The 24,741-nt window shown below is 37.3% G+C and carries 38 protein-coding genes; 35 read left to right on the forward strand and 3 right to left on the reverse strand.

Annotated elements, in window-relative coordinates; genetic code table 11:
- Position 1 precedes the first annotated feature (1 nt).
- From rpsJ to ctlX, 34 genes are all read left to right on the forward strand, one after another.
- Positions 2–307 carry a 30S ribosomal protein S10 gene (gene rpsJ / locus FKR84_RS11585; protein ID WP_010230113.1) on the forward strand — a complete coding sequence of 102 codons (306 nt, stop codon included), beginning with the start codon at positions 2–4 and terminating at the stop codon, positions 305–307.
- 282 nt (positions 308–589) lie between these two features.
- The gene (rplC, locus tag FKR84_RS11590) at positions 590–1,204 is read left to right on the forward strand and encodes a 50S ribosomal protein L3 (RefSeq protein ID WP_141422478.1); all 615 of its coding nucleotides are present in this window, start codon (positions 590–592) and stop codon (positions 1,202–1,204) included.
- Positions 1,204–1,833: a 50S ribosomal protein L4 gene (gene rplD / locus FKR84_RS11595; RefSeq protein ID WP_141422479.1), complete on the forward strand. Its 630-nt coding sequence runs from the start codon at positions 1,204–1,206 to the stop codon at positions 1,831–1,833. The genes rplC and rplD overlap by 1 nt, the downstream gene beginning before the upstream one ends.
- Positions 1,834–1,838: 5 nt before the next feature.
- A complete protein-coding gene (gene rplW / locus FKR84_RS11600) occupies positions 1,839–2,129 on the forward strand; it encodes a 50S ribosomal protein L23 (RefSeq protein WP_141422480.1) in 291 nt (96 codons plus the stop codon).
- 11 nt (positions 2,130–2,140) lie between these two features.
- On the forward strand, positions 2,141–2,968 hold the full coding sequence (rplB, locus tag FKR84_RS11605; protein ID WP_141422481.1) for a 50S ribosomal protein L2: 828 nt from the start codon (positions 2,141–2,143) through the stop codon (positions 2,966–2,968).
- A gap of 6 nt (positions 2,969–2,974) precedes the next feature.
- Complete coding sequence (rpsS, locus tag FKR84_RS11610) at positions 2,975–3,253, forward strand: 30S ribosomal protein S19 (RefSeq protein ID WP_141422482.1); 279 nt, start codon at positions 2,975–2,977, stop codon at positions 3,251–3,253.
- An 8-nt stretch (positions 3,254–3,261) separates the two neighbouring features.
- Positions 3,262–3,669, forward strand: a complete 408-nt coding sequence (gene rplV, locus FKR84_RS11615) for a 50S ribosomal protein L22 (RefSeq protein WP_141422483.1) — start codon at positions 3,262–3,264, stop codon at positions 3,667–3,669.
- Positions 3,670–3,679: 10 nt separating this feature from the next.
- Entirely contained in the window at positions 3,680–4,399 is a 720-nt protein-coding gene (gene rpsC / locus FKR84_RS11620; protein ID WP_141422484.1) for a 30S ribosomal protein S3, read from the forward strand.
- 18 nt (positions 4,400–4,417) lie between these two features.
- A complete protein-coding gene (rplP, locus tag FKR84_RS11625) occupies positions 4,418–4,837 on the forward strand; it encodes a 50S ribosomal protein L16 (protein WP_141422485.1) in 420 nt (139 codons plus the stop codon).
- An 11-nt stretch (positions 4,838–4,848) separates the two neighbouring features.
- Entirely contained in the window at positions 4,849–5,040 is a 192-nt protein-coding gene (gene rpmC, locus FKR84_RS11630) for a 50S ribosomal protein L29 (protein WP_141422486.1), read from the forward strand.
- 13 nt (positions 5,041–5,053) lie between these two features.
- Positions 5,054–5,311, forward strand: a complete 258-nt coding sequence (gene rpsQ, locus FKR84_RS11635) for a 30S ribosomal protein S17 (protein ID WP_141422487.1) — start codon at positions 5,054–5,056, stop codon at positions 5,309–5,311.
- 2 nt (positions 5,312–5,313) lie between these two features.
- Complete coding sequence (gene rplN, locus FKR84_RS11640) at positions 5,314–5,682, forward strand: 50S ribosomal protein L14 (protein WP_141422488.1); 369 nt, start codon at positions 5,314–5,316, stop codon at positions 5,680–5,682.
- A 10-nt stretch (positions 5,683–5,692) separates the two neighbouring features.
- On the forward strand, positions 5,693–6,004 hold the full coding sequence (gene rplX / locus FKR84_RS11645) for a 50S ribosomal protein L24 (RefSeq protein WP_141422489.1): 312 nt from the start codon (positions 5,693–5,695) through the stop codon (positions 6,002–6,004).
- Positions 6,005–6,006: 2 nt separating this feature from the next.
- On the forward strand, positions 6,007–6,558 hold the full coding sequence (rplE, locus tag FKR84_RS11650; RefSeq protein ID WP_141422490.1) for a 50S ribosomal protein L5: 552 nt from the start codon (positions 6,007–6,009) through the stop codon (positions 6,556–6,558).
- Positions 6,559–6,560: 2 nt separating this feature from the next.
- Positions 6,561–6,830 (forward strand): 30S ribosomal protein S14, encoded by a 270-nt coding sequence (rpsN, locus tag FKR84_RS11655; RefSeq protein ID WP_141422491.1) that lies wholly within the window; start codon positions 6,561–6,563, stop codon positions 6,828–6,830.
- A gap of 71 nt (positions 6,831–6,901) precedes the next feature.
- A complete protein-coding gene (gene rpsH, locus FKR84_RS11660) occupies positions 6,902–7,303 on the forward strand; it encodes a 30S ribosomal protein S8 (protein WP_141422492.1) in 402 nt (133 codons plus the stop codon).
- An 18-nt stretch (positions 7,304–7,321) separates the two neighbouring features.
- Positions 7,322–7,864, forward strand: a complete 543-nt coding sequence (gene rplF, locus FKR84_RS11665) for a 50S ribosomal protein L6 (protein ID WP_141422493.1) — start codon at positions 7,322–7,324, stop codon at positions 7,862–7,864.
- Positions 7,865–7,876: 12 nt separating this feature from the next.
- A complete protein-coding gene (gene rplR, locus FKR84_RS11670; RefSeq protein WP_141422494.1) occupies positions 7,877–8,230 on the forward strand; it encodes a 50S ribosomal protein L18 in 354 nt (117 codons plus the stop codon).
- Between the two features lie 5 nt (positions 8,231–8,235).
- Complete coding sequence (gene rpsE / locus FKR84_RS11675; protein WP_141422495.1) at positions 8,236–8,760, forward strand: 30S ribosomal protein S5; 525 nt, start codon at positions 8,236–8,238, stop codon at positions 8,758–8,760.
- 15 nt (positions 8,761–8,775) lie between these two features.
- Entirely contained in the window at positions 8,776–8,958 is a 183-nt protein-coding gene (rpmD, locus tag FKR84_RS11680) for a 50S ribosomal protein L30 (RefSeq protein WP_141422496.1), read from the forward strand.
- Positions 8,959–8,966: 8 nt separating this feature from the next.
- Positions 8,967–9,419 (forward strand): 50S ribosomal protein L15, encoded by a 453-nt coding sequence (gene rplO, locus FKR84_RS11685; protein ID WP_141422497.1) that lies wholly within the window; start codon positions 8,967–8,969, stop codon positions 9,417–9,419.
- A 10-nt stretch (positions 9,420–9,429) separates the two neighbouring features.
- Positions 9,430–10,767: a preprotein translocase subunit SecY gene (gene secY, locus FKR84_RS11690; protein WP_141422498.1), complete on the forward strand. Its 1,338-nt coding sequence runs from the start codon at positions 9,430–9,432 to the stop codon at positions 10,765–10,767.
- Positions 10,768–10,769: 2 nt separating this feature from the next.
- Positions 10,770–10,985 carry a translation initiation factor IF-1 gene (infA, locus tag FKR84_RS11695; protein ID WP_141422499.1) on the forward strand — a complete coding sequence of 72 codons (216 nt, stop codon included), beginning with the start codon at positions 10,770–10,772 and terminating at the stop codon, positions 10,983–10,985.
- A 105-nt stretch (positions 10,986–11,090) separates the two neighbouring features.
- The gene (ykgO, locus tag FKR84_RS11700) at positions 11,091–11,207 is read left to right on the forward strand and encodes a type B 50S ribosomal protein L36 (RefSeq protein ID WP_013305171.1); all 117 of its coding nucleotides are present in this window, start codon (positions 11,091–11,093) and stop codon (positions 11,205–11,207) included.
- Positions 11,208–11,209: 2 nt separating this feature from the next.
- Positions 11,210–11,584 (forward strand): 30S ribosomal protein S13, encoded by a 375-nt coding sequence (gene rpsM, locus FKR84_RS11705; protein WP_141422500.1) that lies wholly within the window; start codon positions 11,210–11,212, stop codon positions 11,582–11,584.
- Between the two features lie 9 nt (positions 11,585–11,593).
- Positions 11,594–11,977, forward strand: coding sequence for a 30S ribosomal protein S11 (gene rpsK, locus FKR84_RS11710; protein ID WP_141422501.1), 384 nt, complete (start codon positions 11,594–11,596; stop codon positions 11,975–11,977).
- A gap of 84 nt (positions 11,978–12,061) precedes the next feature.
- The gene (rpsD, locus tag FKR84_RS11715; protein WP_141422502.1) at positions 12,062–12,667 is read left to right on the forward strand and encodes a 30S ribosomal protein S4; all 606 of its coding nucleotides are present in this window, start codon (positions 12,062–12,064) and stop codon (positions 12,665–12,667) included.
- 24 nt (positions 12,668–12,691) lie between these two features.
- Positions 12,692–13,684 (forward strand): DNA-directed RNA polymerase subunit alpha, encoded by a 993-nt coding sequence (locus FKR84_RS11720; protein WP_141422503.1) that lies wholly within the window; start codon positions 12,692–12,694, stop codon positions 13,682–13,684.
- A gap of 66 nt (positions 13,685–13,750) precedes the next feature.
- Positions 13,751–14,254 carry a 50S ribosomal protein L17 gene (gene rplQ, locus FKR84_RS11725; RefSeq protein ID WP_141422504.1) on the forward strand — a complete coding sequence of 168 codons (504 nt, stop codon included), beginning with the start codon at positions 13,751–13,753 and terminating at the stop codon, positions 14,252–14,254.
- 90 nt (positions 14,255–14,344) lie between these two features.
- Positions 14,345–15,457 (forward strand): glutamine-hydrolyzing carbamoyl-phosphate synthase small subunit, encoded by a 1,113-nt coding sequence (carA, locus tag FKR84_RS11730; protein WP_141422505.1) that lies wholly within the window; start codon positions 14,345–14,347, stop codon positions 15,455–15,457.
- Between the two features lie 64 nt (positions 15,458–15,521).
- On the forward strand, positions 15,522–16,808 hold the full coding sequence (gene eno, locus FKR84_RS11735) for a phosphopyruvate hydratase (RefSeq protein WP_141422506.1): 1,287 nt from the start codon (positions 15,522–15,524) through the stop codon (positions 16,806–16,808).
- 242 nt (positions 16,809–17,050) lie between these two features.
- The gene (locus tag FKR84_RS11740; protein ID WP_141422507.1) at positions 17,051–18,337 is read left to right on the forward strand and encodes a citrate synthase; all 1,287 of its coding nucleotides are present in this window, start codon (positions 17,051–17,053) and stop codon (positions 18,335–18,337) included.
- Between the two features lie 165 nt (positions 18,338–18,502).
- A complete protein-coding gene (locus FKR84_RS11745; RefSeq protein WP_141422508.1) occupies positions 18,503–19,417 on the forward strand; it encodes a dimethylarginine dimethylaminohydrolase family protein in 915 nt (304 codons plus the stop codon).
- A 125-nt stretch (positions 19,418–19,542) separates the two neighbouring features.
- Positions 19,543–20,475: a citrulline utilization hydrolase CtlX gene (ctlX, locus tag FKR84_RS11750; RefSeq protein ID WP_141422509.1), complete on the forward strand. Its 933-nt coding sequence runs from the start codon at positions 19,543–19,545 to the stop codon at positions 20,473–20,475.
- 178 nt (positions 20,476–20,653) lie between these two features.
- Here the strand turns inward: ctlX and FKR84_RS11755 are convergent, their stop codons facing one another.
- A complete protein-coding gene (locus FKR84_RS11755) occupies positions 20,654–22,138 on the reverse strand; it encodes a BCCT family transporter (RefSeq protein ID WP_141422510.1) in 1,485 nt (494 codons plus the stop codon).
- Positions 22,138–23,565, reverse strand: a complete 1,428-nt coding sequence (locus tag FKR84_RS11760) for an SDR family oxidoreductase (protein WP_141422511.1) — start codon at positions 23,563–23,565, stop codon at positions 22,138–22,140. The genes FKR84_RS11755 and FKR84_RS11760 overlap by 1 nt, the downstream gene beginning before the upstream one ends.
- 72 nt (positions 23,566–23,637) lie before the next feature.
- On the opposite strand from FKR84_RS11760, the gene FKR84_RS11765 reads away from it, so the two are divergent.
- A complete protein-coding gene (locus tag FKR84_RS11765) occupies positions 23,638–23,841 on the forward strand; it encodes a hypothetical protein (RefSeq protein WP_141422512.1) in 204 nt (67 codons plus the stop codon).
- Between the two features lie 228 nt (positions 23,842–24,069).
- Here FKR84_RS11765 and FKR84_RS11770 read toward each other — a convergent pair whose 3' ends face one another.
- Positions 24,070–24,495: a hypothetical protein gene (locus tag FKR84_RS11770; protein ID WP_141422513.1), complete on the reverse strand. Its 426-nt coding sequence runs from the start codon at positions 24,493–24,495 to the stop codon at positions 24,070–24,072.
- Positions 24,496–24,741: the final 246 nt, after the last annotated feature.

Raw genomic sequence — 24,741 nt, forward strand, 5'->3', positions numbered from 1 at the left:
AATGAGTCAGAAAATTAGAATAAAATTAAAATCTTACGATCATAACTTGGTAGACAAATCTGCTGAAAAAATCGTAAAAACTGTAAAAACTACTGGTGCTGTGGTAACCGGACCAATTCCATTACCAACACACAAAAAAATCTTTACAGTATTGCGTTCTCCGCACGTAAACAAGAAAGCTCGTGAACAATTCCAGTTAAGCTCTTATAAAAGATTACTGGATATTTACAGCTCTTCTTCCAAAACCATCGACGCGTTGATGAAATTGGAATTACCTAGCGGGGTAGAAGTAGAGATTAAAGTTTAGTAAAGCTAGGTCTTTACGAGCGAAGCGAAATAAAGACCTTAGTTGAATTAACCCTCGGCGTAGCTGAAGGATCTCAACAAAAAATAGTCTTTACAAGCTAAGTAAAAAAAAGGCTTTTAGTAATTAAACTTTTCGATATCAAATCGGAAGCCTTCGGGGAAACCCGAAATAACATGTCCGGAGCTGCGTGCAAAGGAAAAACGGAAGAATATAATCTAGGGGTTAGAATATATTTTTCTTGCCCCTAATTTTTTTAATAATAGTAACTAATAAATAATAATTATGTCTGGGTTAATAGGAAAAAAAATAGGCATGACCAGCATTTTTGACGAGAACGGGAAAAACATCCCTTGTACCGTAATTCAAGCGGGTCCATGCGTTGTTACCCAAGTCAGAACCAAAGAGGTTGACGGGTATGAAGCACTGCAACTTGGTTTCGATGACAAAAAAGACAAAAGTACTACGCAAGCTGCCAAAGGGCACTTTAAAAAAGCGGGTACTGATGCCAAAAAGAAAGTTATCGAGTTCCAAGGTTTTAAAGAAGAGTATAAACTAGGAGATGCCCTTACAGTAAAGCATTTTGTAGAAGGAGAGTTTGTAGACGTATCCGGAACTTCAAAAGGAAAAGGCTTTCAAGGTGTAGTAAAAAGACACGGGTTTAGAGGTTCTTCAAGAACTCACGGCCAACAGAGTATGTTAAGAGCTCCTGGTTCAATTGGTGCTGCATCCTATCCTGCGCGTGTATTTAAAGGTATGCGAATGGCAGGAAGAATGGGAGGCGAAAAAGTAAAAGTACAAAACTTAAAAGTGTTGAAAGTAGTTGAAGATAAAAACCTACTTGTAGTAAAAGGTTGTGTGCCTGGTCACAAAAACGCTTATGTAACTATTCAGAAGTAATGAAAGTAGCAGTATTAGATATCAAAGGAAAAGAAACAGGCAGAGAGGCAAACCTTTCTGATGCTGTTTTTGGAATAGAACCTAACGAGCATGCAGTTTACTTAGATGTAAAACAATATTTGGCAAACCAAAGACAAGGAACGCACAAAGCAAAAGAACGTGCAGAAATTGTTGGAAGTACACGCAAAATTAAGAAACAAAAAGGAACCGGTACAGCACGTGCAGGTAGTATAAAGTCTCCTATTTTTAGAGGAGGAGGAAGAATTTTTGGTCCAAGACCTAAAGATTACCGTTTTAAATTAAACAAATCTTTAAAGCGTCTTGCTAGAAGATCTGCTTTAAGTCAGAAGGCTAAAGAGAATTCTTTAATGGTTGTAGAGAAGTTTGATTTTGATACACCAAAGACAAAAAATTTCCTCAACTTATTGCAAGCCTTAGGAGTAGACGACAAAAAAACTTTATTTGTCTTGGGAGAGAAAAATAAAAATGTATATTTGTCCTCACGAAATTTAAAATCCTCAGAAGTTATAATGAGCTCAGAACTAAGTACTTACAAAGTGCTTAATGCTAAGAATGTTATTTTTGTAGAGGGTGCTTTAGAAGAAATTGAAACGAATTTGAGTAAATAAACGTTATGAGTATCTTAAAAAAACCTATTATTACAGAAAAAGCCACCAACGATAGCGAGTTGAACAACCGCTTTGCGTTTGTGGTAGATAATAAGGCGAACAAGATTGAAATAAAAGAGGCGGTAGAGTCTGCTTATGGCGTTTCAGTAGAAAAAGTTCGCACAATGAACGTTCGTCCGGATCGTAAATCCCGTTATACAAAAACGGGTGTCGTGACTGGTAAAACAAACGCTTTTAAAAAGGCAGTTGTACAGGTGGCAGACGGCGATACAATAGATTTATATAGTAATCTTTAAGAATTTAGAGAATGTCGGTTAAAAAATTAAAACCTATCACTCCTGGACAGCGATTTAAAGTTGTTAATGGGTTTGACGCCATTACGACTGATAAGCCGGAGAAAAGTTTACTTTCTTCGTATAAAAAGTCTGGAGGAAGAAACAGTCAAGGAAAAATGACCATGCGCTACAAAGGTGGTGGTCATAAAAGACGTTACCGTATTATAGATTTCAAAAGAAACAAACACGGTATACCAGCAACAGTTGCATCTATAGAGTATGATCCTAACAGGTCTGCATTTATAGCTTTACTGAATTATCAAGATGGCGAAAAGCGCTATATTATTGCTCAAAATGGTTTAGAAGTGGGGCAAAATATCGTTTCCGGAAAATCATCGGTAGCTACCGAGATTGGAAACACAATGCCACTTGCAGACATACCTTTGGGTACGGTAATTTCTTGTATTGAGCTTAGACCTGGACAAGGTGCTGTTATGGCACGTAGCGCCGGAGCTTTTGCACAATTGATAGCAAGAGAAGGAAAATACGCAACGGTTAAGTTACCTTCAGGCGAAATTCGTTTGATTTTAGGAACTTGTTTGGCTACAGTAGGAGCTGTTTCTAACAGTGATCACCAATTAATAGTTTCAGGAAAAGCTGGTAGAAAACGTTGGTTAGGAAGAAGACCAAGAACAAGACCAGTTGTAATGAACCCAGTAGATCACCCAATGGGTGGTGGAGAAGGTCGGGCATCCGGAGGTCATCCAAGATCTAGAAAAGGCTTGCCTGCAAAAGGTTTTAGAACACGCTCTAAAACCAAAGCGAGTAATAAATATATTGTAGAACGTAGAAAGAAATAATAAGATATGGCACGTTCATTAAAAAAAGGACCTTACGTTCACTATAAGTTAGAGAGAAAAGTTGCTCAGAATGTAGAGGCAGGTAAAAAAACCGTTATTAAAACTTGGTCAAGGGCTTCTATGATTACCCCAGACTTTGTTGGGCAAACTATAGGTGTGCATAACGGAAAGCAATTTGTTCCTGTATACATTACAGAGAATATGGTAGGTCATAAATTAGGAGAATTTTCGCCAACGCGTTCCTTTAGAGGGCACGCGGGAGCAAAAAATAAAGGTAAAAGATAATTGAAGCTATGGGAGTTCGAAAAAGAGAAAGAGCAGAGCAAATAAAAGAAGCTAAAAAGCACGTAGCTTTTGCTAAACTGAATAACTGCCCTACTTCGCCAAGAAAAATGCGTTTAGTAGCAGATTTAGTACGTGGCGAAGGTGTAGAGAAAGCGCTTCAAATTTTAAAGTTTAACTCTAAAGAAGCATCACGTAGGTTAGAAAAGCTTTTGCTTTCTGCTATTGCTAACTGGCAAGTGAAAAACGAAGATGAAAGTCTTGAAGATGCAGGGTTATTCATAAAAGAAATCCGAGTGGATGGTGGTAGTATGTTAAAAAGATTACGTCCGGCACCACAAGGAAGGGCACATAGAATAAGAAAAAGATCTAACCACGTTACATTGGTGTTAGGATCTAAAAATAATACACAAAGCTAAGAAGAGTAGTATGGGACAGAAAACAAATCCAATTGGAAATAGACTTGGTATCATTAAAGGATGGGAATCTAACTGGTACGGAGGAAATGACTACGGCGATAAAATAGCTGAAGATGATAAAGTAAGAAAGTACATCCATGCTCGTCTTTCTAAAGCTAGTGTAGCTAGAGTAATTATTGAGCGCACGCTTAAACTTGTAACCGTTACTATCACCACTGCCCGTCCTGGTATTATTATTGGGAAAGGTGGACAGGAGGTAGACAAGTTGAAAGAAGAGCTTAAAAAGATTACCGACAAAGAAGTTCAGGTTAATATTTTTGAAATTAAGAGACCTGAGCTAGACGCCCACTTAGTAGCTGCGAGTGTTGCGCGACAGATAGAAAATAGAATTTCTTATCGCCGCGCAATTAAAATGGCTATCGCTGCTGCGATGCGAATGAATGCGGAAGGAATTAAAATTCAAATCTCTGGTCGTTTAAACGGAGCAGAGATGGCACGTTCAGAAGGCTATAAAGATGGTCGTATACCTTTGTCTACTTTTAGAGCCGATATTGATTATGCTTTGGTAGAAGCGCATACTACTTATGGTAGATTAGGCGTTAAAGTATGGATCATGAAAGGTGAAGTTTACGGAAAAAGAGAACTTTCTCCGCTTGTTGGACTATCCAAAAAACAAGGAGGAAAATCCGGATCCGGACGAGGTGGTAACAAATCACGTCGTAGAAAGTAATTTTTTAAAGAATAAGAAATGTTACAGCCTAAGAGAACAAAATATCGTAAACAACAAAAAGGACGCATGAAAGGAAATGCCGGAAGAGGGCATAGACTTTCTAACGGAACCTTTGGAATCAAATCTTTAGATACCAGTTTTGTTACTGCACGACAAATAGAAGCTGCGCGTATTGCAGCAACCCGTTACTTGAAAAGAGAGGGGTCTATATGGATTAAAATATTCCCAGACAAACCAATTACCAAGAAACCATTAGAAGTACGTATGGGTAAAGGTAAGGGTAATGTAGAATATTGGGCAGCAACCGTAAAACCTGGTAGAATATTATTTGAAATTGGTGGTGTACCGCAAGCTTTAGCAAAAGAAGCATTGCGTTTGGCAGCCCAGAAACTTCCTGTGAGGACCAAGTTTATTGTGTCAAGGGATTATCAAGAATAATTTTTGAAATTATGAAACAATCAGAAGTAAAAGAATTATCTGTAGCTGAATTGCGCGAAGAGCTTGCAAAATCTCAACAGCAATATAGAGACCTTAAAATGGCCCACGCAATTACGCCTTTAGATAACCCTGCACAGTTAAGAACTGTAAGAAGGACAAAGGCGAGGTTAGCCACGGAATTGACAAAAAGAGAATTAGACTAATTCTGCTTACAAGATGGAAAAAAGAAATTTAAGAAAAGAGCGTATAGGTGTAGTAACCAGTAACAAAATGGAGAAATCTATTGTTGTTTCGGAAACTAAAAAAATGAAACACCCTATGTATGGTAAATTCGTTTTAAAAACGAAAAAATATGTAGCGCACGACGAAAAAAACGACTGCAACGAAGGTGATACTGTAAAGATCATGGAAACACGACCTTTAAGTAAAAACAAATGTTGGAGATTAGTAGAAATAATTGAAAGAGCGAAGTAATTATGGTACAACAAGAATCTAGATTAAGAGTAGCAGACAATACCGGGGCTAAAGAAGTTTTAGTTATACGCGTGTTGGGCGGTACAAAAAAGCGCTACGCCTCTGTAGGAGACAAAATTGTTGTTAGCGTAAAAGAAGCTAGTCCAAACGGTAGCATCAAAAAAGGTGCGGTTTCGACTGGTGTGGTTGTTCGTACTAAAAAAGAGGTACGTAGGCCAGATGGTTCTTACATTCGGTTTGATGACAATGCTTGTGTATTGTTAAATCCAACCGGTGAGATGCGTGGTACACGGGTATTTGGCCCTGTGGCCAGAGAGCTTCGTGATAAGCAATTTATGAAAATTGTATCATTGGCACCAGAAGTGCTTTAATACAGAAAAAATGACAAAGCTTAAAATTACATCAGGAGATACTGTGCGCGTAATAGCTGGAGACCATAAAGGTCAAGAAGGTAAGGTGCAAAAAGTATTAATTGAGAAAAATAAGGCAATTGTAGAAGGCATTAATATGGTGTCTAAACATCAAAAGCCTAGTGCTAGCAATCCGCAAGGAGGAATAGCAAAAAAAGAAGCTCCAATTAATATATCTAACTTATCACTTATTGATAAAAATGGGAACACTACCCGTGTTGGTTATAGAATGGAAGGCGATAAAAAAGTAAGATTTTCAAAAAAATCTAATGAAGTAATTTAGATATGAGTTACGTACCAAGACTTAAACAAGAGTATAAAGACAAGGTCATTTCTGCTCTTACTGAAGAATTTAGTTACGAAAATAAAATGGAGGTTCCTAAACTTACTAAAATAGTTATTAGTAGAGGAGTTGGAGGCGCTGTTGCAGATAAGAAACTAATCGATCACGCAGTAGAGGAATTAACTGCAATTTCAGGACAAAAAGCGGTATCAACCATTTCTAAGAAAGATGTTGCTTCGTTTAAATTACGTAAAGGGATGCCAATTGGGGCAAAAGTAACGCTACGCGGAGAACGTATGTATGAGTTTTTAGATAGACTTATTACTGCATCTTTGCCAAACGTACGTGATTTTAGCGGTATTAACGCATCTGGTTTTGATGGTAGAGGAAATTATAATTTAGGTCTTACTGAACAAATTATTTTTCCGGAAATAAATATCGACCGTGTAAATTCAATCGCAGGTATGGATATTAGTTTTGTGACCACTGCAAAAACAGATAAGGAAGCAAAATCATTGTTAACAGAATTAGGACTACCTTTTAAAAAGAAATAATTATGGCTAAAGAATCAATGAAAGCCCGTGAGGTAAAAAGACAAAAAATGGTTGAGAAGTACGCAGAAAAGCGCCAGGCTTTAAAAGAAGCTGGTGATTGGGAAGCGCTTCAAAAATTACCAAAAAACTCTTCTCCGGTGCGCTTGCACAATCGTTGTAAATTAACCGGTAGACCAAAGGGATATATGAGACAATTTGGTATTTCTCGCGTTAAATTTAGAGAAATGGCTAACCATGGTCTAATTCCTGGCGTTAAAAAGGCTAGTTGGTAAAATATTAATAGGTAACAGGTTCTTCTCCGATTGTTGCGGGCAAAGAAAACCATTACCACAAATAAATAAGAATGAATATAGATCCTATTGCAGATTACCTAACAAGAATTAGAAATGCTGTGGCAGCAAACCACCGTGTGGTAGAAATCCCGGCTTCTAATCTTAAGAAACAGATTACCAAGATTTTGTTTGACCAAGGGTATATTTTAAGCTATAAATTTGAGGAAGAAGCTGCCGGTAGAGGCACGATCAAAATAGCGCTTAAATATGATAAAGATACCAAAGAGTCTATCATTAGAGAGATTCAAAGAATAAGTAAACCAGGTTTACGTAAGTATTCCGGTGCCAATGAGCTTCCGCGTATCCTTAACGGATTGGGAATTGCTATCGTTTCTACTTCTCACGGAGTAATGACAGATAAGCAAGCAAGAAAAGAAAATGTGGGTGGCGAAGTACTTTGCTACGTTTACTAAACTCAAAACAAGAAAAGAATGTCAAGAATAGGTAAAAGTCCGGTAACTATCCCAGAAGGCGTAGAAATAAACGTAAACGGTAATGTGGTTACGGTAAAAGGAAAATTAGGAGAGCTCCAACAGGAGTTTAACGATATCGACATTAAAGTTGAAGATAATGAAGTAATCTTAGAAAGAACTTCAGAAAAGAAGCAGATTAAATCTAAACACGGCTTGTATCGTGCATTAATTCAAAATATGGTAGAAGGCGTTTCAAACGGCTTTACTAAAGAATTAGAATTAGTAGGAGTTGGTTATAGAGCTTCTAATCAAGGTCAAAAATTAGACTTGGCAATTGGTTATTCTCATAATGTTGTATTAGCTTTGGCACCCGAAGTTAAGGTAGAAACCGTTAGTGAGAAAGGTAAGAATCCAATTGTAAAATTAACTTCTTACGATAAGCAATTGGTTGGACAAGTAGCTGCAAAAATTCGCAGCCTTCGTAAACCAGAGCCTTATAAAGGAAAAGGAATTAAATTTGTTGGTGAGCAATTGCGTAGAAAAGCAGGTAAATCAGCTTAATAAAGTGTAGATATGGCATTTTCAAAAGTAAAAAGAAGAGAAAAAATAAGAAGAAGAATTCGTAAGAACCTTACGGGAACTGCGCAAAAACCACGTTTGTCTGTTTTTAGAAGCAATAAAGAAATTTATGTGCAACTAGTAGACGACGTAGAAGGTAAAACTTTGTTAGCTGCTTCTTCTAGAGATAAAGAAATTGCAAAAGAAGGCAACAAGTCAGAAATTGCAAAAGAAGTTGGCAAGTTGGTAGCACAACGTGCGGAGAAAGCCGGTGTAGATGCCGTTAAGTTTGATAGAAGCGGTTATTTGTATCACGGTAGAGTAAAATCATTAGCAGAAGGTGCTCGCGAAGGAGGACTTAAATTCTAAAATATATGTATCAAGATTATAAAAACGTAGAACGCGTAAAACCGAGTGGTTTAGAGTTAAAGGATCGTTTAGTTGGAGTGCAACGGGTAACAAAAGTTACTAAAGGTGGTAGAGCTTTCGGATTTTCTGCTATTGTTGTTGTAGGAGACGAAAACGGCGTAGTAGGCCAAGGTTTAGGAAAATCTAAAGAGGTTGCAGAAGCTATTTCTAAAGCAGTAGAAGATGCGAAAAAGAATTTAGTTCGTATTCCTTTAAACAAAACCTCTATTCCTCACGAGCAAAAAGGAAAATACAGTGGTGCAAGAGTTATCTTGTTACCGGCTGCAGAAGGTACCGGTGTAATTGCAGGTGGACCTATTCGTGCGGTATTAGAATCTGTTGGAGTGCAAGATGTGCTTTCTAAGAGTCAAGGTTCTTCTAACCCACATAATATGGTAAAGGCAACTTTTGATGCTTTACTACAATTAAGAAGTGCAAAAACTGTTGCAAAACAGCGAGGAATTTCTTTAGACAAGGTATTTAACGGATAATAATTCAAGGATAAAATGGGAAAGATAAAAGTAACAAAGTCAAAAAGTGCTATTAACCGCACTAAAGGCCAGAAACTTACTCTACAAGCGTTAGGATTAAAAAAGATAGGAGATACGGTAGAACACCAAGATACTCCTAACATCCTTGGAATGATAAATAAAGTGAAACACTTAGTTTCTGTAGAAGAAACAAAATAATTTAAACGATGGAATTAAATAACTTAAGACCTGCTAAAGGTTCTGTACATAGCAATAGCAAACGTTTAGGCCGTGGAGAAGGTACCGGAAAAGGTGGTACGTCTACTCGAGGGCATAAAGGTGCAAAATCTCGTTCGGGCTACTCTAAGAAGATTGGTTTTGAAGGCGGGCAGATGCCGTTGCAACGTAGAGTACCTAAATTTGGTTTTAACAATATTAGTCGTAAAGAATATCAAGGTATAAACTTAGACACCATTCAAAGATTGGTAGATGAGAGTAAAGTAAACGATACCTTAGACTTTGAAACTATTGTTGAGCTAGGTTTAGCAAATAAAAACGAACTGGTAAAAATTTTGGGTAGAGGTGAACTTACTACTAAGGTAAAAGTAACCGCTCATAAATTTTCATCCACTGCAAAAAAAGCTATCGAAGCAGCTGGTGGCGAAGCAGTAACTTTATAATAAGAAACCAATGAAATTTATTGAAACAATAAAAAATATTTGGAAAATAGAAGAGCTCAAAAACCGTATACTGGTTACCCTTGGGCTTTTACTTGTTTACAGATTTGGAGCGCAAGTGGTCCTTCCGGGGGTTGATGCAGCGCAATTGGCAGATTTAGCAACGCAAACAGATGGCGGTCTTCTTGGCTTGCTTAATGCTTTTACCGGCGGTGCGTTTGCAAATGCTTCTGTTTTTGCGCTTGGTATTATGCCTTATATTTCTGCTTCCATTGTAGTGCAACTTATGGGAATTGCGGTTCCTTATTTGCAAAAGCTTCAGAAAGAAGGAGAAAGTGGTCGTAAGAAAATTAATCAAATTACACGATGGCTTACCATAGCTATTACCTTGGTGCAAGGACCTGGATATATTTATAACCTCTTTGCTACCTTACCTGAAAGTGCTTTTCTTTTAGGTAACTCTGCTACCTTTATTGTTTCATCGGTAATAATACTAACAACCGGTACCATTTTTGCAATGTGGCTCGGAGAGCGTATTACAGATAAAGGTATTGGTAATGGTATTTCATTATTAATTATGGTTGGTATTGTAGCAACCTTACCACAAGCTTTCTTGCAAGAATTTACATCGCGTGTTTTCGAATCTAACGGGGGCGCGGTAATGATTTTAATAGAATTGGTAATATGGTTTGCTATTATATTTGCTTCGGTTATGCTGGTTATGGCTGTACGGCAAATACCCGTTCAATATGCCCGTAGAAATGCTGCCGGTGGCTATGAGAAAAATATCTTTGGCGGCGCAAGACAATTTATTCCGTTAAAGCTTAATGCATCTGGGGTTATGCCTATCATTTTTGCACAAGCAATTATGTTTATACCAGCTGCAGTTGCGGGATTATCAGATTCTGCAATGGCACAGGGTGTTACCGCTGCCTTTAATAATATATTCGGCTTCTGGTATAACTTGGTATTTGCGTTGTTAATTATAATATTTACCTATTTTTATACGGCCATTACTGTTCCAACCAATAAAATGGCAGACGATCTAAAAAGAAGCGGTGGTTTTATTCCGGGTATACGTCCCGGTACAGAAACTGCTGAATACCTAGATAGAATTATGTCACAAATTACCTTACCGGGTAGTGTATTTCTAGCTGCAATTGCGGTCTTTCCGGCAGTAGTAGTAGCTTTTGGGGTGCAACAAGGTTGGGCGTTATTCTTTGGTGGTACTTCTTTACTAATTATGGTAGGGGTAGCAATAGATACAATGCAGCAAGTAAATTCTTACTTATTGAACAGGCATTATGACGGATTAATGAAAACAGGTAGAAATAGAAAAGCAGTAGCATAATTATGGCAAAACAACCCGCAATAGAACAAGACGGTACTATAGTAGAAGCATTATCTAACGCTATGTTTAGAGTTGAGTTAGAAAATGAGCACATAGTTACCGCACATATTTCAGGTAAAATGAGAATGCATTACATCAAACTTTTACCTGGTGATAAAGTAAAATTAGAAATGAGCCCATACGATTTAACTAAGGCTCGTATAACCTATAGATACTAATTACCAATAAATGTGTTATTTATATTTTTTTTCGTAGTTTTGCAACTCGAAAAAATATAATATCAATTTTTGAGAGCACTAAAATTGGTTGTAAAAACAATAGAGATGAAAGTTAGAGCATCAGTAAAAAAAAGAAGCGCCGACTGCAAAATAGTTCGCAGAAAAGGCAGGCTTTACGTAATTAATAAAAAGAATCCTAGATTTAAACAAAGACAAGGCTAATTATGGCAAGAATTGCAGGTGTAGATATACCCAAACAAAAGCGAGGAGTTATAGCGTTAACCTATATCTTCGGAATTGGTAGAAGTAGAGCCCAAGATATCTTGGCTACTGCCAAAGTAGATGAAAGTAAAAAAGTATCTGATTGGACCGATGAAGAAATTGGTAAAATTAGAGAAGCAGTTGGTAATTACACAATCGAAGGAGAATTGCGTTCTGAAGTGCAAATGAGCATCAAGCGTTTGATGGACATTGGTTGTTATAGAGGAATTCGTCATAGATCCGGATTGCCACTTAGAGGCCAACGTACTAAGAATAACTCTAGAACGCGTAAAGGAAGAAGAAAAACAGTTGCTAACAAGAAAAAAGTAACTAAATAACAAGAAAGTATGGCAAAGTCTACAGTAAAAAAGCGTAAAGTAAACGTTGATGCTTTTGGAGAAGCACATGTTACTGCATCGTTCAATAACATAATTGTCTCTTTAACTAATAAAAAAGGGGACGTTATTTCTTGGTCTTCCGCAGGGAAAATGGGTTTTAGAGGTAGTAAAAAGAATACACCTTACGCTGCTCAATTAGCTGCAGAAGATGCGGTAAAAGTAGCTAGCGAAGCCGGCCTTAAAAAGGTAAAAGTTTATGTAAAAGGCCCGGGTAACGGTAGAGAATCTGCCATCCGTTCTATTCATAACGGTGGTATAGAAGTTACCGAAATTATAGATGTTACCCCGGTGCCACATAATGGCTGCCGACCTCCTAAAAAACGAAGAGTATAATTAAGTATAACTAAAAGGTATTACGATTATCGAAGGATTTATTTCTAGACCTTAATTCATAATCACCTTTTAAATTTAAATTCAATGGCAAGATATACTGGTCCAAAAACAAAAATAGCACGTAAATTTGGCGAAGCTATTTACGGAGACGATAAGTCTTTCGAAAAAAGAAATTATCCACCGGGACAACACGGTAATAACCGTCGTCGCGGAAAAAAATCGGAATATGCTATCCAGCTTATGGAAAAGCAGAAAGCCAAATATACCTATGGTATTTTAGAGCGTCAATTCCGTAATATGTTTAAAAAAGCAACTGCAGCTCGTGGTATACCAGGGGAAGTTTTGCTGCAACTATGTGAATCTAGATTAGATAACGTAGTATTTAGAATGGGGGTTTCTCCTTCTAGAAGAGGTGCAAGACAATTAGTATCGCACCGGCACATTACCGTAAACGGTAAAATTGTAAATATACCATCTTACCAACTTAAAGCTGGTGACATAGTAGGTGTACGTGAAAAATCGAAGTCTTTAAACGCTATTCAAGAATCTTTAGAAAATGCAAGCAGCGTTTACGAGTGGATAACTTGGAACAGCGAGAAAAAAGAAGGAACTTTTGTAGCGGTGCCAACAAGGATTCAAATTCCTGAAAATATAAACGAACAATTTATTGTCGAATTATATTCGAAATAATTTTTAACAGACAGAACTCACAATATGGCAATATTAAATTTTCAAAGGCCCGATAAAGTTATCATGATAGACTCGACCGAGTTCGAAGGCAAATTTGAATTTCGTCCTTTAGAACCGGGTTACGGGCTTACAGTTGGTAACGCTTTAAGAAGAGTGCTGTTATCTTCTTTAGAAGGTTTTGCAATAACATCTGTTCGCGTAGAAGGTGTAGAACACGAATTTTCTACCATTTCGGGGGTTGTAGAAGACGTTACCGAAATGATTCTTAACTTAAAACAAGTTCGTTTTAAACGCCAAATAGAGGAAGTTGATAACGAAACCATAACGGTAGCGGTTTCCGGTAAGGAACAATTAACGGCCGGTGATTTTCAAAAATTTATTTCCGGATTTCAGGTATTAAACCCCGATTTGGTAATTTGTAATATGGAGAAAGACGTTAGTCTTAACCTAGAGCTTACCATAGAAAAAGGTCGAGGCTACGTTCCTGCAGAAGAAAATAAAAAATCTAGTGCTCCGTTAGGAACCATTTTTACTGATAGTATCTTTACGCCAATCAAAAACGTGAAATACAGCATAGAAAACTATCGTGTAGAACAAAAAACCGATTATGAAAAATTGGTTTTCGAAATTAGTTCCGATGGTTCTATACATCCTAAAGACGCATTGACAGAGGCTGCAAAAATTCTTATTCACCACTTTATGTTATTCTCTGATGAGCGAATAACCTTAGAGTCTGATGAGATAGCGCAAACTGAAACTTACGACGAAGAATCGTTGCATATGCGCCAGTTGTTAAAAACCAAATTGGTAGATCTGGATCTTTCGGTAAGAGCATTAAATTGCTTAAAAGCGGCAGAAGTAGACACCTTAGGAGACTTGGTAGCATATAATAAAAACGATTTGATGAAGTTCCGTAACTTCGGAAAAAAATCCTTGACAGAGCTAGAAGAATTAGTTAACGTTAAAGGCTTAAATTTCGGTATGGATCTTTCAAAATATAAATTAGATAAAGACTAAAAATAGACGTAGGATTAACCGACGTTTCTAAACCTTGGTTAATCCTATCTTCTAACATCTAAGAAAATGAGACACGGAAAGAAATTTAATCATTTAAGTAGAAAGACTGCTCATAGAAAGTCTATGTTTGCAAACATGGCTAGTTCTTTAATAGAGCATAAACGCATAAATACCACAGTAGCTAAAGCTAAAGCTTTAAGACAATTTATAGAGCCTTTGGTAACTAAATCTAAAGCAGATACTACGCATAACAGACGCTTGGTTTTTTCTAAACTAAGAGATAAGTATGCGGTATCCGAGTTATTTCGCGAGATAGCTCCAAAAGTCGGCGATAGACCAGGAGGTTATGTAAGAATAATCAAATTGGGTAATCGTTTAGGAGATAACGCAGAAATGGCAATGATAGAGTTTGTAGATTTTAATGATATTTACAATAAAGAGACTGGCAAGAAAAAATCTACCAGAAGAAGTAGAAGAGGCGGTAAAAAGAGTAAACCGGCCGAGGCTACACAATCTGAAGGTAAACAAACTCCTGCAGAAGATAAAAAAACTTCTAATGAGGAAGAATAGAATAAAATATTCAATTATTTAATTTTATAAGGGATAAACGCTTTTGTGTTTGTCCCTTTTTTTTAACCCATACTTTAATAACTATTTATAATGCAGTTTCAAAATCGGCAAAAAGCAATCGTTTTATTAGAAGATGGTACCATCTTTCACGGTAAAATTATAGGACAAATGCAAGGTTCTTCGTTTGGAGAAGTTTGCTTTAATACCGGTATGACGGGTTATCAAGAAATTTTTACAGATCCTTCTTATTACGGACAGATTATGGTAACTACCAACGCACATATTGGTAATTATGGTACTTATGAAGAAGATGTTGAATCAAATTCCATTAAGATTGCCGGTTTAATTTGTAAAAATTTCAGTTACAATTATTCGCGTAAAAAAGCTTCTGGCTCTTTAGAAAATTTCCTTAAAGGACATAAACTGCTCGCTATTGCAGATGTAGATACCCGCGCTTTGGTTGCATATATACGCAAACACGGCGCAATGAATGCTGTAATTTCTACTGAAGTAGACAATATAGAGGCGCTAAAAAAGCAATTGGCAGAGATTCCTGATATGAAGGGCTACGAGTTGGCCTCAAAAGTTTCTACTAAAGTACCTTATTTTGTTGGTAAAGAAAAAGCGAGCTATAAGATAGCTGCTTTAGATATTGGTATCAAGCAAAATATTCTTAGAAATTTGGCCAAACGCGATTGCTACGTAAAAGTCTTTCCGTACAATGCAACCTATGCAGAGATGAAAGAATGGAATCCCGATGCTTATTTTCTTTCAAACGGTCCCGGAGATCCAGAGCCACTAAAGGAAGCTATAGCGCTAACAAAAAATATTTTGGAAGAAAATAAACCACTTTTCGGTATTTGCTTAGGGCATCAAGTTATTGCTTTGGCCAATAATATTAAAACCTATAAAATGCATCACGGGCATCGCGGTATTAATCATCCCGTAAAAAATGTACGAACCGGAAAAGGTGAAATCACTTCCCAGAATCATGGATTTTCGGTAGACAGAGAAAGCCTGGAAAAAAACGATAACATAGAAATAACCCATTTGCATTTAAACGATCATACCGTGGCAGGTTTGCGTATAAAGAATAAAAATTGTTTTTCTGTTCAATATCACCCAGAAGCTAATCCCGGACCTAAAGATGCGTCCTATTTATTTGATGAATTTATAGAAAACATAAAACTGGCAAAAGCTTAATTTATAGCTTAAAAATTAAACTTAATTTGTATTTTTCGGACATTCATTATAATTTAAACTAATTATGAGTCTAATAATAGATATAAGAGCAAGACAAATTTTTGATTCGCGTGGTAATCCAACCGTAGAAGTAGATGTAGTAACAGAAAACGGCTATTTAGGAAGAGCAGCCGTGCCTTCGGGCGCATCTACTGGCGAGCACGAAGCTGTAGAGTTACGCGACGGCAAAAAAAACTATATGGGCAAAGGCGTTTTAAAAGCCGTAGAAAACGTAAATACAAAAATAGCCGAAGCTTTGGTAGGTGCAGATGTATTGCAGCAAGAAGCCATAGACCGCGCCTTAATAGATTTAGACGGCAGCGATAACAAAGCCAATCTTGGTGCCAACGCCATTTTAGGCGTTTCTTTGGCCGTGGCAAAAGCAGCTGCGGCAGAGTTAAATATGCCGCTTTATCGGTATGTTGGTGGCGTGAGTGCCAAAACACTTCCGGTGCCAATGATGAATATCATCAACGGTGGTTCCCATTCAGATGCGCCAATTGCCTTTCAGGAATTTATGATTATGCCGGTAAAAGCAAAAAGCTTTTCACACGCGCTACAAATGGGTTCAGAAATTTTTCATCACCTAAAAAAAGTGTTGAAAGATAGAAATTTAAGCACGGCAGTTGGCGACGAAGGCGGATTTGCGCCTACCTTAAAAGGTACCGAAGATGCTTTAGATTCTATTAAACAAGCTACAGAAAATGCTGGTTATAAGTTTGGTGACGAAATTATGTTGGCGTTAGATTGCGCTGCCGCGGAATTTTACGAAGATGGTAAATACAATTACGCAAAATTTGAAGGCGAATCCGGAAAAGTAAGAAACAGCCACGAACAAGCAGATTATTTAGCAGAATTGGCTGCAGAATATCCTATTATTTCTATTGAAGACGGGATGGACGAAGACGATTGGGACGGCTGGCAATACCTTACCGAAAAAATTGGTAAAAAAGTACAGCTGGTAGGAGACGATTTATTTGTAACCAATGTAGAGCGTTTAGAGCGCGGAATTGAAAACCAAATAGCCAATTCTATTTTGATAAAAGTAAACCAAATTGGTACCCTTACCGAAACTATTGCCGCGGTAAATATGGCACATAATGCCGGTTATACTTCGGTTATGTCACACCGTTCCGGAGAGACAGAAGATACCACCATTGCAGATTTGGCCGTAGCACTCAATACCGGGCAAATTAAAACCGGTTCTGCTTCGCGTAGCGATCGTATGGCAAAATATAATCAGTTATTACGTATAGAGGAAGAACTGGGAGAAATAGCTTATTACCCGCAAAAAAAAGCCTTTAAAATATAGTTATAGCATTTTGTTGCAAAAATTTAAAAACCGCTGTCAAACTTAAAAATTGACAGCGGTTTTGTTTTGAGTAAATTCTATTTTAAAAATAAAAACCAGTTCTTATAGAATTAAACTATAGAAAGTGTAAAAATTATGTGAAAGTTTGTTACTACAGTACAAATATCACGACTTCTTGTCGCTCTATTAGCACTAATTTTTGTAATTTAGCGACACTTAAAAAAATAAAATAATTAAAGAATATGTCAGAGAAAGCAACCATAGAAATCGGCGGTAAAAAATACGATTTTCCAGTCGTAAAAGGTACCGAAGGTGAAGTAGGAATAGAAATCAAAAAATTAAGAGGCGAAACAGGGGGATTAATTACCTTGGATCCCGGTTATAAAAATACCGGTTCTTGCGAAAGTGCGATTACTTTTCTAAACGGAGAAGAAGGTATTTTACGTTACCGTGGTTATGCTATTGAAGATTTAGCCGAAAAAGCTAGTTTTTTAGAAGTTGCTTATCTTCTTATTTTCGGAGAGTTGCCCACGCAAGAGCAACTTGACAAATTATATAAAGACATCAAAAAAGAGTCTGTGGTAGATGAAGAGATGAAGAAAATCTTAGATGGTTTTCCTAAATCTGCGCATCCAATGGGCGTTTTATCGTCTTTAAACAATGCTTTAATTGCATTTAACCCAAGCTCTGTAAATGTAGACTCTGACGAAGATATGTATAATGCCATTATTAAATTATTGGCAAAATTTCCGGTTTTAGTAGCCTGGACTTTACGCAAACGTAACAGTCAACCATTAGATTATGGCGATACATCTTTAGGATATGTAGATAACATCTTAAAAATGATGTTTAAAAAGCCTAACGAAGAATATAAGGTAGATCCTGCAATTTCTTCGGCTTTAAATAAGTTGTTAATTTTGCATGCAGATCACGAGCAAAACTGTTCTACCTCTACGGTAAGAATGGTAGGTTCTTCGCACGCAGGTTTGTTTGCTTCTATTTCTGCCGGTATTTGTGCACTTTGGGGACCATTGCACGGTGGTGCTAACCAAGCGGTAATAGAAATGTTAGAAGGTATTAAGCAAGATGGTGGCGATACTAAAAAGTATATGAAAAAAGCCAAAGACAAAGAAGATTCTTTCCGTTTGATGGGCTTTGGTCACCGCGTTTATAAAAACTTTGATCCTCGCGCAAAAATCATTAAAAAATCTGCAGACGAAGTATTGGGTAATTTAGGAATAGAAGATCCGGTATTAGATATAGCCAAAGGCTTAGAAAAAGAAGCTTTGGAAGATTCTTATTTTGTAGACAGAAAATTATATCCAAACGTAGATTTTTACTCCGGTATTATTTATAGAGCACTTGGCATACCAACAGAAATGTTTACGGTAATGTTTGCTCTTGGTCGTTTACCGGGTTGGATTGCACAATGGAGAGAGATGCGCTTGCGTAAAGAGCCAATTGGTCGTCCAAGACAAATTTATATTGGCGAAAACCATAGAGATTTTAAAGATATAGAAAGCCGCTAAATTGAAGCGGTTGGTTTAAACGGAGGCTGTCTAAAAGCAACTTGTCTTAAACTTGCAGGTTTATAAACTTACCAAAAACCAATGCGCGTTTTGGTAATTTAAACAGCAAAAGACAACAAAAAATTTAGACAGCTTCTTTTTTATAGATATAATAAAAGTTGCAGTATGTTAAAACCACACGTTACCAACGAATTTTCAAAACTGAAAGAAGTTGTTTTAGGAATTGCCAAAACTCCCGGTAAAACCCCGGCCTTAGAAGATACCTACGATCCTAAATCTAAAGAACACATAAAAGCCGGCAGCTATCCGGAAGAGGCAGATATGGTAGAAGAAATGGCTGCTGTAGAAAAAGTTTTAAAAAAATACGATGTGCAAGTTTACAGACCCAACGTAATTGAGGGTTATAACCAAATTTTTTCGCGCGATATTGGTTTTGTTATCGAAGACAAATTTATAAAAGCCAATATTTTACCGGACAGAGATCAGGAAATTGAAGCCATACAACACGTTTTAGATCTTATTGATCCTAAAAATGTGGTAAAATTTGAAGAGGACGCACACGTAGAAGGTGGTGACGTTATGCCGCACGAAGACTATATTTTTGTTGGCACTTACCGTGGAAAAGATTATCCAGATTTTATTACTGCACGCACCAATACCAAAGCAGTAAAGGCTTTACAGGATTTGTTTCCAGATAAAAAAGTGAAAAGTTTTAACTTACGAAAAAGCAACACAGACCCAAAAGACAATGCCTTGCACTTAGATTGTTGCTTCCAGCCAATAGGAAAAGGCAAAGCCATTATTCATAGAAATGGCTTTTTGGAAGAAGAAGAATACAATTGGTTGGTAGATTATTTTGGTAAGGAAAATGTATTTGAAATCACCAAAGAAGAAATGTATAATATGAATAGTAATATTTTTAGCATTTCGCCGGAGGTGGTTATTTCTGAAAAGAATTTTATCAGATTAAATCAATGGCTTCGCGATAATGGTTTTACGGTAGAAGAAGTTCCGTATGCCGAAATTGCTAAACAGGAAGGTTTGTTGCGTTGTTCTACTTTGCCTCTGATTAGAGAATAAATGCGTTAGGGATTGAACGATTGTTGGAGCTCTTTTTGTTTTGTTATTTTGAGCGCAGTCGAAAAAAACAAAACAAAAAAGCGACTCGTGAAAGCCCGCCCGAACGCCCAAAAAATTAAAAAAGAATGAGACAGATTACAGATACAATTTTAATGATTAGGCCGGTAGATTACCGTATGAACGAGGAAACGGCCGTAAATAATTATTTTCAGAAAAGTATAGATGCCGATGCGGCAGACCTTACCCAAAAAGCCCAAAATGAGTTTGATGCTTTTGTAGAAAAGTTAAAAAAAGTGGGCGTAAAAGTTGTGGTAATAGACGATATTAAAGAAAATAAAACGCCAGATTCTATCTTTCCGAACAACTGGGTTTCTTTTCACGAAAATGGCAATGTGGCATTGTACCCAATGTTTGCCGAAAACCGCAGAAGAGAACGTAGAGAAGATGTCTTGACAACTTTGGAAGACGAAGGTTTTTCTATTAAAAACATAGTAGATTACCGCAAAGCCGAAGAAGAAAATGTGTTTTTGGAAGGAACCGGCAATTTAATTTTAGACCGCACCAACCGAAAAGCTTATTGCGCCCTTTCACCAAGAGCTAACGAAGAATTGTTGATTGAGTTTTGCGAAGAATTTGAATATACACCAATAATTTTTCACGCATACCAATACGTAAACAACGAGCGGAAACTTATTTACCATACCAATGTGATGATGTGCGTGGCAGAAGAGTTTGCCGTTATTTGCTTAGATACCATAGAAGATAAAAAAGAGCACAAAAACGTGCTAAAAAGCCTTAAAGAAGACAGCAAAGAAATTATCTCGATTAGCGTAGAGCAAATGAACGACTTTGCCGGAAATATGCTGCAAGTACAAGGGGCTTTTGGTAAAAAATATTTGGTAATGAGCAATCGTGCGCACCAAAGTTTAACGCCCGGACAAGTAGCCAAAATAGAAAAACATTGCGAGATTTTAAGCAGTGATTTGCACACCATAGAAACCCTTGGTGGCGGAAGCGCCCGTTGTATGATGGCAGAGGTTTTCTTACCGAAGGCGTAGTGTTTTAGTGCTTAGTGCGTAGTGGTGAGTTGGCAGTTAGCAGCTTGCGACGAATAAGGAGTTCGAGTGATCCCGCAAGCGCGGGATTGTATCGAGAACGGGAGTACTGGAAATCGAAATTGAAGTTGAACCTGAAGCTGAAATGGAATTTGAAATCCAAACTATAATAACTATTTCCTTACTCCCGCACGAGTAAATTCCGTACAAAAGAAATTCCTATCATTACGGTTAAAAATGCAAAAGGTGGCGAAGTGATAATCAATAATTTTTGCATAGCGGTAAGCACATCTACGGCCGGATTAAAACTTCCTAAAAGCAGAATAGCTTCTGTAAAGGTAAATAAGACTATTGCCCAAATTAAACGATGCGAATTTTTGGGGTTTTGTTTGCCTTTGTCGGTAAACATGCTCATTACATAAATGGCAGAATCTACAGAAGTTATCAAAAAACCAACCAAAAGAGCAATGGTAACCAACGAGCTTATACCGGCAAACGGATAGTTTTCTAAAAACACAAAGATAGAAGTAAACACATTGTTCATCTCGCCTTGGTAATTACCCATTTCTTCCACAATTTGAAAAGCTGAAGTACCAAAAACACTAAACCATAAAAAGCTGCCTAAAGACGGCAATAAAATAGCGCCAAAAATCATTTGTCTAATAGTTCTTCCCCGAGAAATACGCGCTATAAATATTCCGGTAAACGGCGCCCATGCCAACCAAAATGCCCAGTAATAATAAGTCCAATCGGTTAAGAATTTCTCTCCCGGATTGTAATTTCCCAACGCCAAACTTAACGGAAAGAAATCTAAAATGTATTTATAAGTAGCTGTGCCAAAGTTCTTGAAGGTTAAAAGCAGGTCGTTTTGCAATAGAACAAATAAAAACAGCAAGCTAGTAACCGCAATATTAAGGTTAGATATTTTCTGAATGCCTTTATGAATACCACGATAAACCGAGAAAAATCCGAAAAGAAAAACGATAAAAGTAAACAGGTAGGCAAAATAATAGTTTTTCTCTGGTTTAAATAAATAGGTAATACCGCCATCAATTTGTTGGGCGCCCAAGCCAATTGCAGCTACAATACCAATTACGGTAGTAAGCACGGTAAGTAAATCTACAACTTTAATAATGTTGCTGTTTTGGTACTGCGGAAATACGTTACTCAATAAAACCGTTTTCTTTTTGATAAAAAGATAATACCCAATAATCAACGCAAAAAAGACATAAAACGCCCAAGCCGTAAAACCCCATTGGTAAAACGTATATTCTAAAGCTATAATGCTGTTAGGATCTTTACTCACAATAGGCGGATTTTGATACATAAACAACGGCTCTTGCACGGCACGCAATAAAATTCCTGCGCCCATTCCGGCGCTATAAAGCATAGCGAGCCAAGAAGCAGTTTTATATTCTGGTGTTTTGCCTCCCAAACGTCTTTTGCCAATGGGCAAAAGCGCTATCAGCAGCAAAAAAATAAAAGTGAGTAAACCCAACCATAAATAAAAGCTGCCAAAATAATCGCGCACTTCTATGGACCAAGTTACTATAGAAGCATAAAAATTTTCGGGATTTAGAAAAATAAAAAGAGACAGGAGGCCAACAATTGCCACCGCAAGAAGTAGAAGAAGGTTGTTTTTACAATAATTCCAAACTTTTGGCATCAAGAAGCGGTAGCAATTTTGTTCAACATTCCTTTAAAAATAAAATAGTGAAACGGCAACATACTATACCAATATAAGCGGCCGGAGAGTCCTTTTGGTCTAAAAGTAGCTGTTTGGTGCACTATATTTTCTTTATCTATTTTAAACTCGAGCCAAGCTTCGCCGGGAACGCGCATTTCGGCGTAGAGCAATAAACGTTTTTCTTCTTTATCTGCCAAAACCACACGCCAGAAATCTAAAGAATCTCCGGTGTAAATTTCGTTTACGTGCGTGCGACCGCGGCGCAAACCTACCCCGCCAGAAACTTTATCAAAAAAACCCCTTACGCGCCACAAAGTATTGGCATAATACCAACCGTTTTGTCCGCCAATACTCCAAATTTTTTCTAAAGCTTTTTCCGGATTTTCTGCTTTTTGTTTTTGCTCATCTTTTAAGCAACCGTGGGTTGGTATTTGTATATGATGGTTTACATCTGTTTTTACGCGACCGCTAACCAAAGAATCTTTCCAGCTGGAAATTACCAGATTTTGTTCAATTTTATCAAAAGCCAAAGCAATGGCTTCTTTATACGGTATTAAATCTATTCCAAATTTTTCTTGCAAGCGCGTGTCTTTAGAAACTACTTCTACCCGCATACTATCTACCAAATTTACCGCCAGTTTATACGAAGTAGAAGTTACAAAATACAACCAATAAGAAGACAAGCGCGGCGACATAAAAGGCACATCTATAATATAGAGTTTTAAATCGCGCACCTCTATATATTGCTGCATCATTTTTTTGTAGGTAAGCACTTCCGGACCGCCAATATCAAAACTATCGTCATAGCAATCTTCATAGCCCAAAACCCCGGTTAAAAATTGCAAAACATTGCGTATAGCGGTGGGTTGCGTTTTGGTATTTACCCATTTTGGGGTAATCATTACCGGTAGTTTTTCGCATAAATCGCGTATAATTTCAAAAGAAGAACTACCAGAACCTACAATAATTCCTGCTTGCAATTGCGTAAGGTGAAAATTGCCTTCTTGCAAAATTTGTCCAACTTTTTGTCGGGAGCTCAAATGTTTGGAAGTTTCCTTATCGTTGGTCATTCCCGTCAAAAAAATAGTTTGCTTTATAGCCGTGTTCTCTACGTATTTATTAAAGTTGCGTGCTGCTTGAGCTTCTTTTTCGTCAAAATTTTTGGTAGAAGAAGTCATCGAATGGATAAGATAATAAGCAGCATCCAGATCTTTTGGCAATACATTTGGCTCTACTTCTTCTAGAAAATCTATCTCTACAATTTCTATTTTGCGCCTTATTTTATCGCTTACAGAAAGACGGCTGGCACTTCTAACGGCACAAACCACTTGGTGGCCGTCTTCTAATAAAAGTGGTAAAAGTCGCATGCCAATATATCCATTGGCGCCGGTTAATAGAATTTTCATAAGATAAATTTGCTTGAATTTACAGATTTAATAATTATCTTTCAATTTTAATTGTAACAATAGTTAAATTACATGCAAAACACACTCAAAATTGTACTCTTGTTGGTTGGGCTTGCTCTTATTGCCTACGGACTTTACACTTTTTTCTTTCCACATATTTCGTTAGAAACCGGCGCAGAAAAGGTAAATCCGCAAGCAGATTCTACCCAAGCTTTGGCCATGATTGGTTTAGGCGTTCTGAGTTTGTTGTCTGGCATTGCTTTTAGAAAGAGGTAAATATACAAGCCTCTTTTTGCCACTACTTTTATAGCCAACAAGCATAAGCAAATTGTTTTTATTTTGGGCGCATCCCTTTGCAGAAAAAGCAAAGGGTCAGGCTTTCACTACTCGCTTCCCGCTTGCTATCGCCGCGGGAGAGCTCAAACATGCCGTTCAATCCTTTGCGCGGGGAGTCAATTAGCGCTAATAAATTCCGTGTAAACGTATTACCTATAACATTTTATTTTACCGTTCTGGCTGTTCCGAAGACCAATGTTGGGCTTTGCAGTTTTGCAGCTTTTTAAAAAACTTATGTACGCTGTTTCTGTCGGCTTTTACTTTTATAAAATGGTGGTCGCGGTAAATACCATACTCGCTTGCGCCACCTTTGTAAAGGTTTAGTTTGTAATACGGAATTACCAGCGCGTAGGTTTCTAACAACGACCTAAAACTTACAATAATACCATCTGGACGCAATTCTATACCGCAAGTGTTGAGGTAGCTGTCCAAAATAAGTAAATTGTGTATAGATATACTGGAGCTGGTAATAAAAAGTTTTCCAGAGCCAATACCATTCAACTTTAAGCGTTCTTTAAAGCTAAAGGCTTTACCTACTGCTTCGTTAATTTCATTTTTAAGTTTTGGTTTGTTGTAAGAGACGTTTACTAACATTTTTTGCGCTTGTTTGGTTTACAAGATACACAATTCGGTGTAAACCTAATGCCAATTTAACTTTGTAAAGTCGCACAGAAAGCGATGTTGCTTTTTTGCTCGATAACGCTGCGATTGGTTTGCATAGCCGTAGCTATGGAAACTTTGAGCAAGGAAATAGAGCAGAAAATGAATGAGCTTGAATGCGACATTATATGGTTAAATTGGTATAAACCACAAAGTCTGGTTATAGAACTGCCTAACTGC

The organism is Haloflavibacter putidus, assembly GCF_006546625.1.
Classification (GTDB): domain Bacteria; phylum Bacteroidota; class Bacteroidia; order Flavobacteriales; family Flavobacteriaceae; genus Mesonia; species Mesonia putida.

Coding starts and splice junctions, on each gene's coding strand:
- rplB (WP_141422481.1), top strand. CDS start 2,141: ATGTCGGTTAAAAAATTAAAACCTATCACTCCTGGACAGCGATTTAAA.
- infA (WP_141422499.1), top strand. CDS start 10,770: ATGGCAAAACAACCCGCAATAGAACAAGACGGTACTATAGTAGAAGCA.
- rplQ (WP_141422504.1), top strand. CDS start 13,751: ATGAGACACGGAAAGAAATTTAATCATTTAAGTAGAAAGACTGCTCAT.
- rplP (WP_141422485.1), top strand. CDS start 4,418: ATGTTACAGCCTAAGAGAACAAAATATCGTAAACAACAAAAAGGACGC.
- FKR84_RS11760 (WP_141422511.1), bottom strand. CDS start 23,565: ATGAAAATTCTATTAACCGGCGCCAATGGATATATTGGCATGCGACTT.
- rplX (WP_141422489.1), top strand. CDS start 5,693: ATGACAAAGCTTAAAATTACATCAGGAGATACTGTGCGCGTAATAGCT.
- rpmD (WP_141422496.1), top strand. CDS start 8,776: ATGGGAAAGATAAAAGTAACAAAGTCAAAAAGTGCTATTAACCGCACT.
- rpsQ (WP_141422487.1), top strand. CDS start 5,054: ATGGAAAAAAGAAATTTAAGAAAAGAGCGTATAGGTGTAGTAACCAGT.
- ctlX (WP_141422509.1), top strand. CDS start 19,543: ATGAGACAGATTACAGATACAATTTTAATGATTAGGCCGGTAGATTAC.
- rplW (WP_141422480.1), top strand. CDS start 1,839: ATGAGTATCTTAAAAAAACCTATTATTACAGAAAAAGCCACCAACGAT.
- rpsC (WP_141422484.1), top strand. CDS start 3,680: ATGGGACAGAAAACAAATCCAATTGGAAATAGACTTGGTATCATTAAA.
- rpsH (WP_141422492.1), top strand. CDS start 6,902: ATGAATATAGATCCTATTGCAGATTACCTAACAAGAATTAGAAATGCT.
- FKR84_RS11770 (WP_141422513.1), bottom strand. CDS start 24,495: ATGTTAGTAAACGTCTCTTACAACAAACCAAAACTTAAAAATGAAATT.
- FKR84_RS11720 (WP_141422503.1), top strand. CDS start 12,692: ATGGCAATATTAAATTTTCAAAGGCCCGATAAAGTTATCATGATAGAC.
- rpsM (WP_141422500.1), top strand. CDS start 11,210: ATGGCAAGAATTGCAGGTGTAGATATACCCAAACAAAAGCGAGGAGTT.
- rplR (WP_141422494.1), top strand. CDS start 7,877: ATGGCATTTTCAAAAGTAAAAAGAAGAGAAAAAATAAGAAGAAGAATT.
- ykgO (WP_013305171.1), top strand. CDS start 11,091: ATGAAAGTTAGAGCATCAGTAAAAAAAAGAAGCGCCGACTGCAAAATA.
- rpsJ (WP_010230113.1), top strand. CDS start 2: ATGAGTCAGAAAATTAGAATAAAATTAAAATCTTACGATCATAACTTG.
- carA (WP_141422505.1), top strand. CDS start 14,345: ATGCAGTTTCAAAATCGGCAAAAAGCAATCGTTTTATTAGAAGATGGT.
- eno (WP_141422506.1), top strand. CDS start 15,522: ATGAGTCTAATAATAGATATAAGAGCAAGACAAATTTTTGATTCGCGT.
- rpmC (WP_141422486.1), top strand. CDS start 4,849: ATGAAACAATCAGAAGTAAAAGAATTATCTGTAGCTGAATTGCGCGAA.
- secY (WP_141422498.1), top strand. CDS start 9,430: ATGAAATTTATTGAAACAATAAAAAATATTTGGAAAATAGAAGAGCTC.
- rpsN (WP_141422491.1), top strand. CDS start 6,561: ATGGCTAAAGAATCAATGAAAGCCCGTGAGGTAAAAAGACAAAAAATG.
- rplN (WP_141422488.1), top strand. CDS start 5,314: ATGGTACAACAAGAATCTAGATTAAGAGTAGCAGACAATACCGGGGCT.
- FKR84_RS11765 (WP_141422512.1), top strand. CDS start 23,638: ATGCAAAACACACTCAAAATTGTACTCTTGTTGGTTGGGCTTGCTCTT.
- rplF (WP_141422493.1), top strand. CDS start 7,322: ATGTCAAGAATAGGTAAAAGTCCGGTAACTATCCCAGAAGGCGTAGAA.
- rplC (WP_141422478.1), top strand. CDS start 590: ATGTCTGGGTTAATAGGAAAAAAAATAGGCATGACCAGCATTTTTGAC.
- rpsE (WP_141422495.1), top strand. CDS start 8,236: ATGTATCAAGATTATAAAAACGTAGAACGCGTAAAACCGAGTGGTTTA.
- rpsS (WP_141422482.1), top strand. CDS start 2,975: ATGGCACGTTCATTAAAAAAAGGACCTTACGTTCACTATAAGTTAGAG.
- FKR84_RS11740 (WP_141422507.1), top strand. CDS start 17,051: ATGTCAGAGAAAGCAACCATAGAAATCGGCGGTAAAAAATACGATTTT.
- FKR84_RS11745 (WP_141422508.1), top strand. CDS start 18,503: ATGTTAAAACCACACGTTACCAACGAATTTTCAAAACTGAAAGAAGTT.
- FKR84_RS11755 (WP_141422510.1), bottom strand. CDS start 22,138: ATGCCAAAAGTTTGGAATTATTGTAAAAACAACCTTCTTCTACTTCTT.
- rpsK (WP_141422501.1), top strand. CDS start 11,594: ATGGCAAAGTCTACAGTAAAAAAGCGTAAAGTAAACGTTGATGCTTTT.
- rplD (WP_141422479.1), top strand. CDS start 1,204: ATGAAAGTAGCAGTATTAGATATCAAAGGAAAAGAAACAGGCAGAGAG.
- rplO (WP_141422497.1), top strand. CDS start 8,967: ATGGAATTAAATAACTTAAGACCTGCTAAAGGTTCTGTACATAGCAAT.
- rplV (WP_141422483.1), top strand. CDS start 3,262: ATGGGAGTTCGAAAAAGAGAAAGAGCAGAGCAAATAAAAGAAGCTAAA.
- rpsD (WP_141422502.1), top strand. CDS start 12,062: ATGGCAAGATATACTGGTCCAAAAACAAAAATAGCACGTAAATTTGGC.
- rplE (WP_141422490.1), top strand. CDS start 6,007: ATGAGTTACGTACCAAGACTTAAACAAGAGTATAAAGACAAGGTCATT.